Below are 17,074 nucleotides of genomic sequence, written 5' to 3' on the forward strand. Positions count from 1 at the left end.
TAGGCGAAAGCCGACGCTTCATTTCAGCGCATTGGCCTTGGCGATGGCACCATAGATCGCGGCGCTTGGCTTTGGTTTGCGGGCGAAGGTCACCGGATCGACGGTGGCGAGGCCGAACTTGGGCTTGTAGCCGAAAATCCATTCGAAGTTGTCGACCAGCGACCAGTGGCAATAGCCGAGAACCGGCACGCCTTCGTCCATCGCGACCTTGAGAGGTTCGAGCGACGCCGGGATGAAGGCGGCGCGCACGGCATCGTCGGTGGTGCCGACACCATGCTCCGAGATCAGCACTGGGCGGCCCGTGGCGGCATGGGCATAGCGCACGACGCCTGCGAGCGATCCCGGCCAGACTTCCGCGCCCGACCAGTTGACCGTGCTGCCTTCCGGTGCAGGCAGGCGGCCCTTGTCGCCCCAGATCGCGCGTTCATAGTTCTGCACGCCGATGAAATCATCCGCCTTGGCAAGTTCGAGCCATGCGCCGTAGAGTTCGGCCCGGATCTTGTCGCGGATCGAATTGCGGCCAACGGCCTGATCATCGAGCATGGCGAGCGACACGCCAACGGGCAGGTCCGGCCGCACGGCCTTGATCGCGTTGCGACTTGCGGTGTGGGCGGCAAGCAGTCCCTTTTGCAGCGCAGGCAGATCATCGATCCCGGCCACGTTGGCGCAGACGAACTTTTCAACGCCAAGATGCTTTGCCGCCGCTTCATTGGTGCGCTTCTGCATGTCCCACACGGGCTGGGGCAGCATGGGTTTGAGGATCAGCAGGATGTTGGGTTCGTTGAGCGTGATGGCCGAATGCGCCAGATCGCCCAGCGCCTGCGTAACGCGAGTGCAATAGCGGGCGAACAGATCGGCGCTTTCGGGGTTCGTCCAACCGCCCTGCGCGCTGAACCAGCGCGGCGCGGTGAAGTGGCTGAACGTGACGATGGGGGCAAGACCCCGCGCGCGGCACCCTTCGAGCACGCGGCGATAGTGATTGAGCATGGCCTGGCTGAAGCGGCCCTTTTCCGGTTCGATGCGCGCCCATTCCACGCCGAAGCGATAGCAGTTCAGCCCGATATCACGTGCCAGATCAAGGTCTTGCTCCCACAGCAGCAGGCTGTTGGCCGCATCGCCCGAAGGTTCTGCAAAGATCGTGGGCTGCAGGTTCTCCAGTAGCCAGAGATCGGACGCGGTGTTGTTGCCTTCGATCTGGTGCGGCGCGGTGGCCGCGCCCCAGAGGAAGCCCTTGGGGAATGCGGGACTGGCGGGCTTGCGGCCTGCGCTGGCGGCAAATGCCGGTGTGGCTGCAGATGTAGCGGCAAGGGCAACGCCTGCGGCAAGCAGGCTGCGGCGGTCAATCATCGGTCTCTCCCCGTGGTGCTGTTTGGCACGAGGAGTAGCGACTGGCGAAAGCGCCGTAAAATATGCGATTCTTGTAGGGCTATAGCCGCTGGCTATAGCTTGCCGAGAATCTGGAGCAGCGCGCGGCCCAGCGGCGGTAGCCTGCGATCGGCAAGATGGCGCACGCCGATGGAGCGTTCAAACGTGGCTTCGGCAATTGTGATGGCGCGCAACACGCCGATGGTGAGTTCTGCCCCCGCAACCGTGCGCGGCAGCACGGTAACGCGGTCGCTGAGGCGGACCATCGCCTTGGTCGTGAGCAGGGAATCGCAGCGGATCACGCCCTGGGGCACCGGCACGCCCGCATTGAGGAACAGCGCATCGACCTGACGGCGGAACGCGCCCTGCGCTTCGGGCAGAACCCACGGCAGGCTGGCCACATCGCGCAGCGAAACAGCATCTGCCAGATCATCGTGGCGACGACCGACGATCAGCGCGAAAGGATCGCGCGCGGCGGTGATCTCTACCAGATCGGGGGGGCAGGCCTCGATCTCTGTCGTCACGAACGCGAGGTCTATTGCGCCCGACCGGAGCAGGTCGGATAGTTGCGAATCCGGCCTTTCCACCACGCTGAGCGCAAAGGGGCCGACCGTCTCTTCCAGTTGCGACAGGGCTTCGGGAACGAGGCTGACCAGCGCGCCGGGCGTGCCGCCGATGCGCAAGGGACCTGATATGCCGCGCGCAGCGTGGTCCAGTTCGATGCTGGCGGCTTCGAGGAGGCGGACCATCGCCTCGGCCCGTTCGCGCAGCACTTCGCCTTCACGGGTGAGCACGATGCCGCTGCGCGAACGCGCGAAGAGCGTGACGCCAAGGCGCTGTTCGAGCAGGGCAATCGTGTTCGAGACGGACGGCTGCGAGAGGTTGAGCGCGCGCGCCGCGCCGCTGATCGAACCCGTCTCGCACACGCGCCAGAAGGTGGCTACGGCGCGTGGATCGAGACGGTTGAGCGATGCGGCAGTCATTCCTTGCTGTCTGGCGCGCGCCGGAGGAACGGTCAATCCTTCGCGGCGGCCTGCAGGGTTACCGGCCCGATCAGGCCCGAGGGCCGCAGCGGGGCGGTGGCGGAATAGGTGGGAATTGCGGTCCATGTCACCTTTGCCGCACCGTCCTGCGCATCGCCGATCAGGCGGTTGACCCACAGGTTTGCGACCTTCACCTCGATGGTGTTGGCACCCGGCTTCACCGCACCGCCGATGTTGACGCGGTAAGGCTTGTGCCACGCATACCCGGCGTGCTTGCCGTTGACCGATACTTCGGCAATTTCACCCACCTGCCCCAGATCGATCCACAGCGGCTGCCCAGCCTTGGCACTCTTGGGCAGGGTGAAGCTGGAGGTGTAAGTCGCAAGGCCGGAGAAATACTTCACCCCGGCATCGGCCTGATCACTGAGCGAGGCCAGCTTGGGCAGGCTGATGGATGCAGGCGCACCGCGACCGGGCTGGAACGCCACTTTCCATGCCCCGTTCAGCGTGGCGACCGCAACCGGAGCCAGCTTCTTGATCGCCATGGCATCGGCCTTGGCCGGTTTGCGGAACACCACGAAGACCGAATCTTCAGCATCAAGGTTAAGCGGCACCACGGTCTGACCGTTTTCGATGCGATAGGACACCGCCTCAACCTCACCGGTATCGGCATGCCACAGTTCAGGCTGCTTTCCGGTCACGCGGAAGCGGGCTTCCAGCATTTCCGGCGCGTTTTTGCGGTTGTTCACGAACCACGCATCGCCATCTGCCAGCGCGCGGTGAACGAACAGCACTTCGCCATCCGCCGATTTGCCGCCCAGCACCAGATCGGGCGCAACGCCCGCGCCAGCCAGCGCCGCATCGATATCGGACGAGGCGATCACCTGCCCTGCGCCCAGCTTGGTCGTGCCCGAACCGCTCCACAGCTTTGCCACCAGCGCGGCAAATTCGGCAGCATCGTCGTTCAGCGAAGGCGAGCTTTCGGGCGCCTTGCCCACCACGGTCGCGCCCGCCTCCACCAGCGCGGCAAGACGGCGCAGCGTGGGCAGGGTCATCCGCCGGGTCGATCCGCCAAGCTGGATCGCCTTGTAACGCGCGCCGCCCTTGGCCACCACTTCCCCGCCTTCAACCTTGACCGCATCGAACAGCGCGTCACGGTTGATGAAGTCATAGGCGTGGACGGTGGGCGCATCGGCAATGCGCTTGCGCCCGTAAAGCGCGGTCAGCGGGCCTTCCTCGCCATAGAAATAGGCGACGTCGGCCACGTTGCGACCTGCCTGCAACAGCAGCGAAGACCGCGCCATGTAATCCACCCAGGGCCGCGCCAGTTCGGCCCATGCTTCATGCCGGTTGAAGAACTGGCCGAAGATCATCAGCGACATGCCAGGCACCTTGTCGTCCACCGGCTGATGGACCGAGGTGTGGACCACCGGGCGATTGACCCCGCTGGAAAATTCCAGATCGATGATGCGGCGCAGCTCATTGGGCGCATAGGCCCACGGCGCGAGCGCCGAAGTCATCGATTCCGCCGCGACAAGGTTCTGGCCATAGATGTGCGCGGTGGATGCCGCGCCCTTCATGTCGACGATATAGCTGGGGTTCGGCCCGGCCTTGCGGCCATAAGTCCACAGCGCGGCCATCGGCACGTCGGCATGGCTGCGCATGGCGATATCGTCGCCCAGCGACGGGCGATTGTCTTCCAGCGCTTCGCCATAGACTTTCAGGCCATGTTCGTGCGCAACCTTGGCCACCACGCCATAATGTTCGGACGACATCAGATCGGCCAGCGTCTGGCGATAATCGCGCAGGAAGCGATCGGACTGTTCGCGCGTGCCCACCAGCACACCGGCCAGCGCGGGCATATAAGGCGTGGGATCATAGCCGCGCAGGCGCTTGAACTGTTCCACCATTTTCGGCGTCCAGTTGGCCGCGCCCACTTCGATGGAATCGGTCAGGATGGCGCGAACGCCGCGCTTGCCCACAAGGTCCGCCCCGGCGGCGTCCTTGTACATGCCGATGTAGTGTTCCAGATAACGACGCACGGCATCGCCATCGAACTTGTCCACTTCAAGCCCGGTCGCTTCGGGCGGAGCGGGGTGGTTGGTGGTGCCAAGCAGGCTGGAGCCAAGACGGATGATGCGCCAGTTGCCCTTGGGCGGGGTCCAGTCCAGCGTGCCGTCCGCTTTCATCTTGGCCGTAAGATTGATGACCTTGGCCGGATCGACGCCCACCGTGGCCGCATCGGGCGCGCCCAGCGCATAGTAATCGGGCACGACCGCGAAACCGGCCTTGCTTTCGAACTGGTCCACCATCGCTTCGGACGACAGGCGGAACTGCTTTACATCGAACGGAGCCTTGGCCGCCGCCGCCATCATTTCAATAAAGCCGCCCGCCGGGGCAAGGCCGGGCATCGGATCACCCATGTTCGACCCGTTGAACGGCAGGGGAGCAAGCACCAGACGGAAATGCTTTGCCGTGACCGGCGCAAAGGCGATGGTTGATGGCGCTGCGGTAACCGGGAACGTGCCCACCGCGCGCCATGCCTGCCCGTCGTCGCTCGCTTCAAGCCGCATGTCGACCGTAGGGCCAGAGAACGTGCCCTTGGCGCCGGGGATGGATACCGTGGCCGAACGCACGGTCTGCGCCTTGGCATAGGTGGCGATCACGGTGGTCGGCGCATCGGCGCTGCCGCGTGGCAGGGTTACACCCGACGTAAGGCTGGCATCTGAAAGCGCTGCGGCGTCAATCGCCTTGCCGCCCACGCTATAGGCCGGAACCGGATCGATGCTGCCAAGATCAGGCACGGCAAAGACTGCAACGTCGCTATAGAGTTCGGGCGCATGGAAACCGTGATCGCCCACAACGGCGGCCAGCGGATCGGCATCGGGCATATCAAGGAACGGGCCAGTGGTGGCCGGCGGCGTGGCCAGCTTGCCGGTAAAGCGCTTGCCCCCCTTCAGGCGGGTTTCGCTCCACACCACCTTCTTCAGCCCGTCTTCGCCCTTTACCCAGGGGCCGCCGGTTTCGGACCAGCCCGGCGATGCCGCAATGGCCAGTTCAAGGCCGTGCCGGTCCGCCTCGGTCGCGGCAAAGCGGAAGGCGTCCTTCCATTCGGGCGTCATATAGACCAGCCGCTTGTCCACGATCTGCGGCGTGTCCAGCCCGGCGTCGAAGTTCTGCAAACCGCCAATGCCGACGCGCTTCATCCACGCCAGATCCTTGGTGATGCCGTCCTTGGTGACATTGCCGTTCATCCAGTGCCACCACACACGCGGCCGCGCTTCCATCGGCGGATTGTCGAACTGCTGTTCCAGCGTGGCGTCAGCAGCGGAGGTCGCCGGTGCCGCTTCATCGGCAAAGGCGGCGGGCGTGAGCAACGTGGTGCTGGCAAGGATAGATACGACCGAAAGGCCCCGGCGAAGGTTCATGCTGCTCAACTCCCAATGAATGATATGTCAGTTGTCTGTTTTTATTTGATTTTCTGTGTCAGACGAGCGTCAGACAATTCCGGCACCCAGCCCCACGGCCTTGCGTTCCTGCGCCTTTCGGTCGCGGTATTGGCTGAGGCGATAGGCTTCGAGAACGTCGATCGCGCCGCCTGCTTCGGCGCGGGCCTTGGCAAGGATGGGCGCGACATCGACGTTGTAGGCGCGGCGCAGGGCCTGAAACGCCATCATCGTGTCGTTGGCATCTTGAGCGCCATGCAGCGCGGAACGATCCACCAGTTGCGCCTTGGCGAAGCATTGGGTGATGGTTTCGGCGCTGGACAGCATCGATTCAATCGGATCGGTCACGTTGTGCGACTGGTCGATCATGTAGCTGGGGTTGAAGCCATCACGCGGATTTAGTTCAGCTTCCACAAGTTCGTTGAACACGAGGAACAACTGGTGCGGGTTGATCGAGCCTGAATCCAAATCGTCATCGCCATACTTGCTGTCGTTGAAGTGGAAGCCGCCCAACTTGCCGAAGCGATGCAGGCGCGCCACGATCTGTTCGATGTTCACGTTGGGCGCGTGGTGACCCAAGTCGACAAGGCACTTGGCCTTGGGGCCGAGTTCCTGCGCGGCAAGGATCGACGAACCCCAGTCGCTGATGACAGTCGAATAGAACGCCGGTTCGAACATCTTGTGTTCCAGCAGCATCCGCCAGTCGTCAGGCAGCGCGGCATAGATCTTGGCCGCGCCTTCCAGATAGCGGTCAAGACTGCGGCCCAAGTCCTGCTGGCCGGGGAAGTTGGTGCCATCGCCCACCCACACGGTCAGGTCGGTCGAACCAAGCTGCTGGCCGATTTCGATACATTCGATATTGTGGTCAACCGCCTGCTGCCGCGTGGCGGCATCCTGCGCCGACAGCGAGCCATTAGCGTAAGTGTGCGCCTGCCCGACCTGATCCTGAAAGGTGTTCGAGTTCACCGCATCCCAGCCAAGGCCAAGTGCAGCGGCTTCTTCACGCAGCGCCTTGAAATCGCTGACCTTATCCCAAGGGAAGTGGGGCGAGACGCGCGGAGTTACGCGGGAAAGCTGCTGGATGACGGCGCAGTCTTCCAGCTTTTCATGGATGTTGGTCGGCTCACCCGGAATGGGGAACTTGGCAAAGCGTGTGCCGCCACGCCCCGCACCCCACGAAGGCACGGCGACCGAAAAGTCCGCCACGCGGTCCTTGATCGCGTCAATATCGATCCCGGTGCGCGAAAGCTTGCGGCCCAGCGCAGCGTAATCTTCCTCCATCGCGTCTGCATGGACAGCGTTACGCTCTGCAATAAGGTCGGCGGAAATCGGAAGGGTCATTTGCTGTCCTTTCGCGTGAGGAAGCCCTGCATTTTGAGCCACGCGGTAAATTGATCGATCAGAAGGGTGGTGGTGGTGCCAGGAATGCCCAGGCCGAAGCCGTGGTCGCCGGTCTGGTATCCGTGGATTTCCACCGGGCGCTTGGCTTCAAGATAGGCCTGCGCGATCGGGAAACCCTTGTTGGGGAACAGGCTGTCGTTCAGCGCGATGGCATTGAACATCGGCGGCGCATCGGCGCTGACAGGTTCTGCATCCTGCGGGCCATAGATATAGCCAAGGAACGCCGGGCGTGACGGCGTATCGGCATCAAGCCCCACCCGGCGCGTGGTCATCGCGCCTGCGGAAAAGCCCATCATGCCGACGCGCGCCGGATCGATGCCATACTTGTCCGCATTGGCGCGAACCCATGCGATTGCCGCCTTGCCATCTGCCGGAGCCATCGATTTGCCCAGCAGTTCGCCGGTCATCGGATGGCCGACTTCCTTCATCAGCGCCTGCCCCATGAACTTGCCCGCCTCAGCCTCATCCTTGGGCGTGGGGTTCAGGCGGTATTTCAGGACGAAAGCGGCAATGCCCCTGTCGGCCAGCGCGCGGGCCACGGCCCAGCCTTCGTGGTCCATCGCCAGCATCATGAAAGCCCCGCCCGGTGCGACGACGACCGCCGCACCCGTGGCCTTGGCCGGATCAGGCAGGACCGGGGTGATCGTGGGCCGGGTAACATTGCGCACGGCAAGGCTGCTGCCGCCGAATGTGATCCAGTTTTCGCTCGCCCCGCTGCCCGGCGTCTTGTCGCCATAAAGCGGAATCGCCCCCGGTTCAGCCGGTGCCGACGCAGGCACCGAAGCAGGCGGGCCGCCCTGCGCAAACGCAGGAACGGCCACCATCAGGGCAATCGCGGTAAACAGTGCTGTCTTTTTCATTGTTATCCTCTCCCGGTTCGGATCAGCGGGTAAAGGCCTGCGCATTCCCCGCATCGACGTTGATCATGTTGCCGGTGGACTTTGCCGACATGTCCGAGCCGAGGAAATAGACAGCCTCTGCAATATCTTCGGGCAGTACATCGCGCTTCAGCATGGACCGCTGGCGATAGTGTTCTTCCAGCTCCTTGCCGCTGTCGATGCCGTGGGCACCGGCGCGTTCCTTGCGCCAGTCGCCGTCCCAGATCTTGCTGCCCTTGATCACCGCGTCGGGGTTTACCGTGTTGACGCGAATGCCAACCGGCGCGCCTTCCAGCGCAAGGCAACGCGCCAGATGGTTTGCCGCCGCCTTTGCCGAAGCATAGGCGCTGGCGTTGGTGGCCGCAGCCACGCCGTTCTTCGATCCGATGAACACAACCGAAGAACCACCCTGATCCTTCATTCGCTTCATCAGCGGCCATGCCGCCCGCGCGGTCAGGAAATAGCCCTGCGCCAGCACGTCATAATTGCGGCTCCACAGTTCAACCGTGGTTTCTTCAATCGGGGCGGACGACGCGATGCCAGCATTGGCAACCAGAATGTCCAGCCCGCCAAATTCGCGCGCGGCCACATCGAACGCGGCCTGCACCTGGGCTTCGTCGGTCACGTCGCATACCGCGGCGCGCACCACGTCCTTGCCGAACTGCTTGGCAAAGCCCGCGCGCACTTCCTCCACTGCGTCCGCAGCGCGATCCGCCAGCACAACGCAAGCCCCTTCGCGCAGCAGGCGGGCGGCTGATGCCGCGCCAATGCCGCCAGCGCCGCCGGTTACCAGCGCAATCTTGCCGACCAGCGGCTTGGGCGCGGGCATACGCTGCAACTTGGCTTCTTCCAGAAGCCAGTATTCGATGTCGAACGCTTCCTGTTCGTCCAGCGCAATGTAATCGCCAATGGCCTCGGCCCCACGCATCACGTTGATGGCATTGCCGTAAAACTCACCGGCCAGACGCGCGGTGGTCTTGTCGGTGGCAAAGGTGATGCGGCCCACGCCGGGCACCAGCACCACGACCGGGTTCGAATCGCGCATCTTCGGGCTGTTGGCGCGCTTGCAGCGTTCGTAATAGGCGGCATAAAGATCGCGGTAATCAGCAATCTTCTGCGCCAGATAGGAGTCATCCTGAAGCCGCGCAGGGTCCAGCGTCAGCGGCGCGATCTTGGTGCGCAGAAAGTGATCAGGGCAGGACGTGCCCAGCGAAGCCAGCCGTTCAAAATCCACCGAACCGGTAAATTCCAGCGCTTCGGCATCGTCCGAAAAGTGGCCCAGCTTGCTGCGCGCACCGGTCATGAAACCGCGCAGGCGGGGCATCAAATCCGCTGCAATGGCAGCGCGGTCAGGGTTGGGCGCAACCGCCTGCCCACCAAATGCGGGCTTTTCGCCCAGCTTGGCGTTCAGGTAATTGGCGGCATCGGCAATCAGTTCGACCGTGTGTTCATAGCAAGCCTTTGCGCTGTCGGCCCAGCAGATGATCCCGTGGCCGGCCAGCATCACGCCCTGAACGTGGGGATTGGCCTTCACATAATCGCGCAGCATCACGCCCAGCGTGTAACCGGGGCGCTTCCACGGCAGCCAGCCAATCTTGCCGCCCCAGATTTCCTGCGTCGCCGCTTCGCCGCCCGACGATGCGGCCAGCGCGATGATCGCATCAGGGTGAACGTGATCGACATGGGCGAACGGCAGCAGCGAATGCAGCGGGGTGTCGATGCTGGCGGCTCTGCCGTTCAGATTGAACGTGCAGTGCGGCAGGAAGCCGACCATCTTGTCGTCATCATCCGGCCCGGCATAGTGCGCTTCAAGGCCGAGCAGCTTTGCCTGATAGAGCGTGGCAAAGCCGTCCAGCTTCATCGAACCGATATCGCCACCCGAACCCTTTACCCACAGAACTTCGACCTTTTCGCCGGTAAGCGGATCGACTTCTTCGAGCTTGGCAGAGGTGTTGCCGCCGCCGAAATTGGTCACCGTCAGATCGCCGCCCAGCAGGTTCGAACGATAGAGCAGCAGTTCGGCTGGACTGAGCGTTGCGGCCACCGATTCGTCCCACCGGCTCGTCGGCACGGCAAACGGCAGGGCAGCAGCGGAAATCAAGACTTGCGCGTTCATGGCATCCCTTTGGATCAACACGTCGGCATTGCGCCGTTCGGAGAGCTTGCTAACATTTCTACTGGAAATGATCAAGAATGATTGTTATTGAGCATTTCGTAAAAATTGAGCAACGGGAGAGCCGCGTGCCAAAAGGCACCAATCCAATAGGCACCACTATCGTCATCGATCTGGGCAAGACTCTCAGCAAGGTCAGCCTGTGGGATCTTGATGGCCGGATGATCGATCGGCAGGTGCGCCCCAACGTGCCCGTAGAGGTGGCAGATGCACGCAGGCTCGATGCAGAAGATGTGGGCCGCTGGCTGCTGGAAACGATCGCTACCTACGCTGGGCACCCGGTGCGCACGATCATTCCGGTGGGGCATGGTGCGGGTGTGGTGGCGCTGGCCAATGGGCGCATGGCTTTTCCGCCGCTGGATTACGAACAGGTCATTCCCGATGATGTGATGGCCGCATATCGCGCGCAGCGCGATACTTTCGCGCTAACCGGATCGCCCGCCCTGCCCGATGGGCTGAACTTCGGTAGCCAGATCTGGTGGATGCAACAGCTTCATGGCGCAGCGATGAAGGACGCCACGCTGCTGCCCTGGGCCCAGTATTGGGCGTGGTTCCTTACCGGCAAGGCGGTGAGCGAAGTAACCAGCCTCGGCTGCCATTCTGATCTGTGGTGCCCGCAAACGTCTGATTTTTCGCCAATGGCAACGCGCCTTGGTTGGGCGGAACGCTTTGCCCCGGTGGTGCGTGCGGGCGATGTGGTGGGCACGTTAAAGCCGGAAATCGCTGCCGCAACAGGCCTGTCGCCCGACGTGGAAGTGCTGGCAGGCTTGCATGATTCCAATGCTGCCCTGCTGGCCGCGCGCGGCTTTGCCGAGATTGCCGACAATGAAGCAACCGTGCTGTCCACCGGCACATGGTTCATCGCCATGCGTTTGCCCGCCACCCCGGTCGACACCACCGACCTGCCCGAAGCGCGCGACTGTCTGGTCAATGTCGACGTTCATGGCCGCCCGGTGCCTTCGGCCAGGTTCATGGGCGGGCGCGAGATCGAGACGCTGATCGAAATTGACACCCGCCGCGTGGATATCAAACCCGATCAACCCGCGCTGCTGGCCGCCGTACCGGAAGTGCTCGCCAATAACCGCCTGATCCTGCCAACCCTGATGCGCGGGTTCGGTCCGTTTCCGACAGGGCGGTTTGACTGGATCAACCGGCCCGACGACTGGTACGAACGCCGTGCCGCGGCCTGCCTCTATACCGCGCTCGTGGCTGATACGTCGCTTGACCTGATCGGATCGTCGGACCGCCTGCTGGTGGAAGGCCGCTTTGCCGAAGCCGAAGTGTTTGTCCGCGCGCTGGCCGCGTTGCGTCCCGACACCGCCGTTTACACTGCCAATGCCCATAACGACGTGTCGTTCGGCGCGCTGCGGTTGATTGATCCGAGCTTGCGTCCGCAGGGGGAACTAGTGCGTGTCGAACCGCTCGACGCGGACCTTGATACCTACCGCAACCGCTGGAAGGCGGAAGTGGAAGCCGCTGCATTAGGAACCGCTGCATGATCGCCGCTTCCATCCCCGATTTCCGCGAACTGGCCCGCCGCCGCCTGCCGCACTTCCTGTTCGAATATATCGACGGTGGATCGTACAGCGAAACCACGCTGCGGCGGAACGTAGATGACCTGCGCGATATTGCCCTGCGCCAGCGGGTGCTGCGCGATGTTTCCGGGCTGGACCTTTCGACCGAACTGTTCGGCCAGAAGTATGCCCTGCCCGTCGCCCTCGCCCCCATCGGCCTTGCAGGCATGAACGCGCGGCGCGGCGAATGTCAGGCGGTGCGTGCGGCAGAGGCGGCGGGCGTGCCATTCACGCTTTCCACCGTTTCGGCCTGCTCTTTAGGCGAAGTGGCAAAAGCAGCCAGCAAGCCTTTCTGGTTTCAGCTTTATATGACTCGCGACCGGGGCTTCATGCGCGAACTGTTGCGCGAAGCGGTCGAACTGAACTGCTCAACGCTGGTGTTCACCGTCGATATGCCGGTGCCCGGCAGCCGGTATCGCGATTACCATTCGGGCCTTGCCGGTGCATCGGGCATGAAGGGCGCGCTTCGCCGCACGCTGCAAGGTGCGATGAAGCCTGCATGGGCATGGGACGTGGGCGTAATGGGCCGTCCGCACGGCCTTGGCAACGTCATCCGCAAGCTGGACGGCAAGACCGGTATCGAAGACTTCTTCAAGTGGATGCGCGAGAATTTCGACAGCTCGATATCTTGGAAAGACCTCGATTTCATCCGGTCGGAATGGAAAGGCCCGCTAATCATCAAGGGTCTGCTCGATGCCGAAGATGCGGTTGAAGCGGCCAATCTTGGCGCGGACGGCATCGTGGTCTCGAACCACGGCGGCCGTCAGCTTGATGGCGTGCCTTCCACAGCACGCGCCCTCCCGGCCATTGCCGACGCCGTGGGTGACCGCATGACCGTGCTGGCCGATGGCGGAGTGCGGTCGGGCCTGGATGTGGTGCGTCTGCTGGCGCTGGGCGCAAAGGGCGTGCTGCTGGGCCGCGCGTGGGTCTTCGCCCTTGCCGCGCAGGGGCAGGCGGGCGTCGAACACATGCTGCGCCTGATCGAAGCGGAAATGCGCGTCGCCATGACGCTGACCGGCGTGAAAAACATCAGCGAGATCGACCGCGCGATACTCGTGAAACCATAACGAAAAGGGACAGGAACCGATGGGCGTGAACCCGGCATTGGGCGTTATATTTCATTGGATTGGAGGCTTTTCTTCAGCCAGCTTCTATGTGCCGTACAAGCGCATAAAGCTGTGGTCGTGGGAAGTGTTCTGGCTGGCCGGTGGCCTTTTCTCGTGGTTGATCGCGCCGTGGTTCTTCGCCAGCGTCCAGACCAACGATCTGCTCGGCGTGCTGTCTTCCACCCCGCGCGAAACACTGATGTGGTGCTGGTTCTGGGGGGCGATGTGGGGCTTTGGCGGGCTGACCTTCGGCCTGACCATGCGCTATCTCGGCCTGTCGCTGGGCATGGCAGTGGCGCTGGGGCTGACGACCGTGATCGGGACGATGGGACCGCCGATCTTTGACGGAACAATCAGCCAGATCGCCGCCACGACCAGCGGCAAGCTGACCCTGCTGGGTATTCTGATCACGCTTGTCGGTATCGTCGTGGTCGCACGGGCGGGCAATGCCAAGGAGGCTGATCTTGGCGGGGCGGCTTCAGAAGGCGTGGCCGAGTTCAATTTGCGCAAAGGGCTGCTCATCGCAACCTTTTCGGGTGTGATGTCGGGCTGCTTTGCCTGGGGCCTTGCCGCCGGGCAGCCGATTCGCGATCTGACGCTGGCCGCAGGAACCGATCCGCTCAGCCAGGGTCTGCCGGTGCTGTGCGTGGTGCTGGCAGGTGGACTCACCACCAATGCATTGTGGTGCGGATACCTGTTGTGGAAGAACCGCAGCTTCGGCCAGTTCTTCGGTGCGCATTCGCCCGAAGCCGCGCCGGGGGAAAAGCCCAACCTGCTGGCCAACTGGCTGCTCGCCGCGCTGGGCGGCACGCTGTGGTATGGGCAGTTTTTCTTCTACACGATGGGCGAAAGCCAGATGGGCGAATACGGCTTTTCATCGTGGACGCTGCACATGGCATCGATCATCCTGTTTTCAACGCTTTGGGGCTTTGCGCTGAAGGAATGGGCTGGCGCATCGGCACGCACGCGACGCCTGGTGTGGACCGGAATCGGTCTGCTGGTGGGTGCTACGGTGGTGATCGGCGCTGGCAACATGCTCAATGCCGGTGCATAAGCGCCGCGCAAGGAGATAGTAGGCGCAAATGCACGCAGCGGAACGGGAACGACGGATATTCGAAGCGCTGCGCCCGACGGGCTTTGTCAGCTATCGTGATCTGGAAGTGCTGCTGGATGCGTCGCCCGCAACCATCCGGCGCGATCTGGCACGGCTTGAGGATGCAAGGCAGATCGTGCGCGTCCACGGCGGCGCGAAGCTGCCCGAAGATGAAGAGCCTGCCGCTCCGCGCCTGATGGGCACACCGTTCGACCAGTCGATAACGCAACATCTTGTCGCCAAGCAGGCTATCGGCAAGGCAGCAGCGGCCTTGTGTTCGCCCGGCGAAGGCGTGATGATCGACGGCGGCACGACCACGCTGCAGATGTGCCCGCATCTGGATGGGCTGGGGCTGCAGGTGCTGACCAATTCGCTGCACATCGTGAATGCACTGTTGCCACAGACGGGCACCCGGATCGTGCTGCCATCGGGCGCGGTGTTCCGTGAACAGAACATCATTCTTGCCCCGGCGGGCGAGGAATCGATGCCACGCTTCCACGCGCCACGCCTGTTCATGGGGGCTGCCGCTGTGGGCGCACAAGGTGCGATGCAGGCCGATCCGGTGCTCGTCGCCGCCGAACGTCGGTTGATCGACCGGGCGGAGGAGGTGATCCTGCTGGTGGACAGCAGCAAGTTCCGCTCCCAATCGGGCACCATCGTGTGCGGGCTGGATGAGATCGACACCATCATCACCGACAGCGGCATATCCGACCACATGGCCGAAACGCTGCGCGCTGCCGGGCTGAAAGTGGTGGTCTGCTAGCCGTCAGGCGCTTTCGCGGGCAACGAGACGGAAACCCACATCGATCCAGCGTTCGGGCGGCAAGGCCGTACCCTTGCGATTGCGAATGGCGGCAATGGCCTCACGCGCGATGCGTGCGCCATCCACTTCGACCGAGGTGATCGTAGGGCGCATTTCGCCCGCAATCGAACTGTTGCCAAAGCCGACCACGGCAATGTCTTCCGGCACCCGCAATCCTGCGGCAAGCGCTTCCACGATCACGCCTTGCGCCAGATAGTCCGATCCGCAGACCACCACATCGGGCATATGATCCAGACGCCGTATCTCTGCAAAGATGCGGCGGGCATGGCCGAAGCGCGATGGCACTTCGACATGCGCCTCGGTCGGTGCGCTGCTGCCGCTGGCCGTCCATTCATCGACGAAACCATCACGCCGCATCTGCGCACGCGCGCCCTGCGCGGTAACGACATGGGGCCGACGATAGCCGCGCGACATCAGGAAGCGCGCAATGTCACGCCCCGCCGCATGATGTGAAAAGCCGACCGCGATACCGATGGGGTCTTCGGGCAGATCCCACACCTGAATGAACAGGGCCGGGCTGCGGCGCACCATCTGTTCGACATGCGGGGTCACCGGGCCGGTGAATATGATCGCATCCACGCGGCGACTGATTGCTGCGCGGATCAGATCCTCGGTGCGCGCTTCGGAAACACCCGTCAGCCCCAGCATCACCGTGGTTCCGGCAGACGACAGCTCCTCCACCATTGTCTGGATGGTGTCGTTGAAGATCGAATCCGTAAGATACGGGATCAACACCGCGACCATCTTCGACTTGCTGGAGGCAAGACCACCCGCCAGCAGGTTCGGGATATAGCCGGTTTCGGCAATCGCTTCGCGGATGCGCTCCGCCGTCGCTTTGGCGACAACGGTCGGGTTGTTGATGAACCGGCTGACCGTTGCGGTCGAGACGCCTGCGCGAACGGCCACGTCATCCAGCGTGGCCGCTTTACCGGTAAGGTCGTCGGGTTCGGGTTGCCCCACAAATGCTGTCATGGCGCAGACGCTAGCCGCTCCACGCCATCACATGCAATCGCTCTCTTGCTCCTCAACCGAACCGCAGCGGCACGGAAAGCGCACCGACTTCGGGCCAGCGGCTGACGGTAACCGGGCCGTTCAGTTCGAACCGGGTCGTTGCAGCAAGAATTTCCTCAAGCGCCACGCGCAACTGCATCCGGCCGAGATGCACGCCCGGGCAATTGTGCGGTCCACGGCCAAAGGCAAGATGCTGCGCAATGTTCGGGCGATCCAGAATGAACTTGTCGGGTTCGGGGAACACTTCCTCGTCCCGGTTTGCCGAGGCATAGATCAGCGCAATAGCCTCGTCCGGGGGAATGATGCGGCCACCCATCTCCACCGGGCAGACCGCCGTGCGGGCAAAGCCGCGATAGGGCGTATAGAGCCGCAGGAATTCTTCGATCGCCGCCGGGATAAGCGACGGATCGGCGCGGAGCTGCTGTTGCAGTTCCTGATCGCGCGAAAGGTGGACGCAGATATTGCCGATCATCACCATCGGCGCGACCATGCCCACGACCAGTACCTGCCGCACCGTGCCGACCAGCAGTTCATCGGGCAAAGGCTGGCCTTCATGCCGCGCTTCCAACAGAGCGCTGGTGGGATCCATAGCCGGGTCTTGCGGCTGTTCATGGCGCAGCGCGATAAGGGCGCGGGCCATATCATAGAGTCGGAGCGACGTTTCCTTCATCGTTTCGGGCGTGTTCGAATGCACCGCAAGGATGAAGGCCCGCCCGGCATCGTGCAGGGTATCGAGCCAGTCTTCGGGAATGCGCATCCATTCGCCAAAGACGTGAACCGGCAGATAGCTTGACAGTTCGACGCAGATATCGCCCCCGCCATTGGCCACCATCGGATCGAGCAGACGGCGCGTCAGTTCGCGCGCGCGGTCGGCAAACATCTCCGACCGTTCGACCGAAAGCAGCGGATTCAGCGCCTTGCGATAGGGCGTGTGTTCCGGCGGATCGAGGTGCAGTGGTGGCCGCCGCCCGGTGTAGGCGACCTTGGGCACCACGTTCTGCACAGAAGTGATGAACGTGGACGAATCCGAAGCCGCCCGCTTCACGTCTTCATATCGAGTCAGCGCCCAGAAACCGCCCAGCCCATTGGTGTGCGCCACCGGGCATTCGCGGCGCAGGCGCGCGTATTCGATATGCGGGCTGTCGAAATCCTCGGAAATTTCCGGGTCGAAATCCTGTGCGAGATCAGTCATGACCGGTTGCATAAGCAGCCGCGCTGCGC

The 17,074-nt window shown here is 63.1% G+C and carries 12 protein-coding genes; 4 read left to right on the forward strand and 8 right to left on the reverse strand.

Annotation, left to right across the window (positions count from 1 at the left end):
* Positions 1-18 precede the first annotated feature (18 nt).
* The 6 genes from ACOVQ0_RS00555 to ACOVQ0_RS00580 form a co-directional block, all read right to left on the reverse strand.
* Positions 19-1,347, reverse strand: a complete 1,329-nt coding sequence (locus ACOVQ0_RS00555; protein WP_421878680.1) for a family 1 glycosylhydrolase — start codon at positions 1,345-1,347, stop codon at positions 19-21.
* 92 nt (positions 1,348-1,439) lie between these two features.
* Positions 1,440-2,348, reverse strand: a complete 909-nt coding sequence (locus tag ACOVQ0_RS00560; RefSeq protein ID WP_421878683.1) for a LysR family transcriptional regulator — start codon at positions 2,346-2,348, stop codon at positions 1,440-1,442.
* A gap of 32 nt (positions 2,349-2,380) precedes the next feature.
* The gene (locus tag ACOVQ0_RS00565) at positions 2,381-5,776 is read right to left on the reverse strand and encodes a glycosyl hydrolase (RefSeq protein WP_421878686.1); all 3,396 of its coding nucleotides are present in this window, start codon (positions 5,774-5,776) and stop codon (positions 2,381-2,383) included.
* A 69-nt stretch (positions 5,777-5,845) separates the two neighbouring features.
* Positions 5,846-7,135 (reverse strand): L-rhamnose catabolism isomerase, encoded by a 1,290-nt coding sequence (gene rhaI, locus ACOVQ0_RS00570; protein WP_421878689.1) that lies wholly within the window; start codon positions 7,133-7,135, stop codon positions 5,846-5,848.
* A complete protein-coding gene (locus ACOVQ0_RS00575) occupies positions 7,132-8,055 on the reverse strand; it encodes an alpha/beta hydrolase (RefSeq protein ID WP_421878692.1) in 924 nt (307 codons plus the stop codon). The genes rhaI and ACOVQ0_RS00575 overlap by 4 nt, the downstream gene beginning before the upstream one ends.
* Positions 8,056-8,077: 22 nt before the next feature.
* Complete coding sequence (locus ACOVQ0_RS00580) at positions 8,078-10,189, reverse strand: bifunctional rhamnulose-1-phosphate aldolase/short-chain dehydrogenase (protein ID WP_421878695.1); 2,112 nt, start codon at positions 10,187-10,189, stop codon at positions 8,078-8,080.
* 125 nt (positions 10,190-10,314) lie between these two features.
* On the opposite strand from ACOVQ0_RS00580, the gene ACOVQ0_RS00585 reads away from it, so the two are divergent.
* The 4 genes from ACOVQ0_RS00585 to ACOVQ0_RS00600 are packed head-to-tail and all read left to right on the forward strand — an operon-like array spanning position 10,315 to position 14,782.
* On the forward strand, positions 10,315-11,745 hold the full coding sequence (locus ACOVQ0_RS00585; protein ID WP_421878698.1) for an FGGY-family carbohydrate kinase: 1,431 nt from the start codon (positions 10,315-10,317) through the stop codon (positions 11,743-11,745).
* On the forward strand, positions 11,742-12,887 hold the full coding sequence (gene lldD, locus ACOVQ0_RS00590; protein ID WP_421878700.1) for an FMN-dependent L-lactate dehydrogenase LldD: 1,146 nt from the start codon (positions 11,742-11,744) through the stop codon (positions 12,885-12,887). The genes ACOVQ0_RS00585 and lldD overlap by 4 nt, the downstream gene beginning before the upstream one ends.
* A 19-nt stretch (positions 12,888-12,906) precedes the next feature.
* Positions 12,907-13,980: an L-rhamnose/proton symporter RhaT gene (rhaT, locus tag ACOVQ0_RS00595; RefSeq protein WP_421878703.1), complete on the forward strand. Its 1,074-nt coding sequence runs from the start codon at positions 12,907-12,909 to the stop codon at positions 13,978-13,980.
* A 28-nt stretch (positions 13,981-14,008) separates the two neighbouring features.
* Complete coding sequence (locus tag ACOVQ0_RS00600; RefSeq protein WP_421878707.1) at positions 14,009-14,782, forward strand: DeoR/GlpR family DNA-binding transcription regulator; 774 nt, start codon at positions 14,009-14,011, stop codon at positions 14,780-14,782.
* A 3-nt stretch (positions 14,783-14,785) separates the two neighbouring features.
* Here the strand turns inward: ACOVQ0_RS00600 and ACOVQ0_RS00605 are convergent, their stop codons facing one another.
* Entirely contained in the window at positions 14,786-15,814 is a 1,029-nt protein-coding gene (locus ACOVQ0_RS00605) for a LacI family DNA-binding transcriptional regulator (RefSeq protein ID WP_421878710.1), read from the reverse strand.
* Between the two features lie 52 nt (positions 15,815-15,866).
* Positions 15,867-17,045, reverse strand: coding sequence for a cytochrome P450 (locus ACOVQ0_RS00610; RefSeq protein WP_421878713.1), 1,179 nt, complete (start codon positions 17,043-17,045; stop codon positions 15,867-15,869).
* Between the last annotated feature and the right edge of the window lie 29 nt (positions 17,046-17,074).

It is taken from the genome of Novosphingobium sp. (genome assembly GCF_049240505.1).
In the GTDB taxonomy this organism is placed as follows: Bacteria; Pseudomonadota; Alphaproteobacteria; order Sphingomonadales; family Sphingomonadaceae; genus Novosphingobium.

What these genes read in the sequence shown, in the direction of transcription:
- ACOVQ0_RS00555 (WP_421878680.1), bottom strand. Translation starts at nt 1,347, where the DNA reads ATGATTGACCGCCGCAGCCTGCTTGCCGCAGGCGTTGCCCTTGCCGCT.
- ACOVQ0_RS00560 (WP_421878683.1), bottom strand. Translation starts at nt 2,348, where the DNA reads ATGACTGCCGCATCGCTCAACCGTCTCGATCCACGCGCCGTAGCCACC.
- ACOVQ0_RS00565 (WP_421878686.1), bottom strand. Translation starts at nt 5,776, where the DNA reads ATGAACCTTCGCCGGGGCCTTTCGGTCGTATCTATCCTTGCCAGCACC.
- rhaI (WP_421878689.1), bottom strand. Translation starts at nt 7,135, where the DNA reads ATGACCCTTCCGATTTCCGCCGACCTTATTGCAGAGCGTAACGCTGTC.
- ACOVQ0_RS00575 (WP_421878692.1), bottom strand. Translation starts at nt 8,055, where the DNA reads ATGAAAAAGACAGCACTGTTTACCGCGATTGCCCTGATGGTGGCCGTT.
- ACOVQ0_RS00580 (WP_421878695.1), bottom strand. Translation starts at nt 10,189, where the DNA reads ATGAACGCGCAAGTCTTGATTTCCGCTGCTGCCCTGCCGTTTGCCGTG.
- lldD (WP_421878700.1), top strand. Translation starts at nt 11,742, where the DNA reads ATGATCGCCGCTTCCATCCCCGATTTCCGCGAACTGGCCCGCCGCCGC.
- rhaT (WP_421878703.1), top strand. Translation starts at nt 12,907, where the DNA reads ATGGGCGTGAACCCGGCATTGGGCGTTATATTTCATTGGATTGGAGGC.
- ACOVQ0_RS00600 (WP_421878707.1), top strand. Translation starts at nt 14,009, where the DNA reads ATGCACGCAGCGGAACGGGAACGACGGATATTCGAAGCGCTGCGCCCG.
- ACOVQ0_RS00605 (WP_421878710.1), bottom strand. Translation starts at nt 15,814, where the DNA reads ATGACAGCATTTGTGGGGCAACCCGAACCCGACGACCTTACCGGTAAA.
- ACOVQ0_RS00610 (WP_421878713.1), bottom strand. Translation starts at nt 17,045, where the DNA reads ATGACTGATCTCGCACAGGATTTCGACCCGGAAATTTCCGAGGATTTC.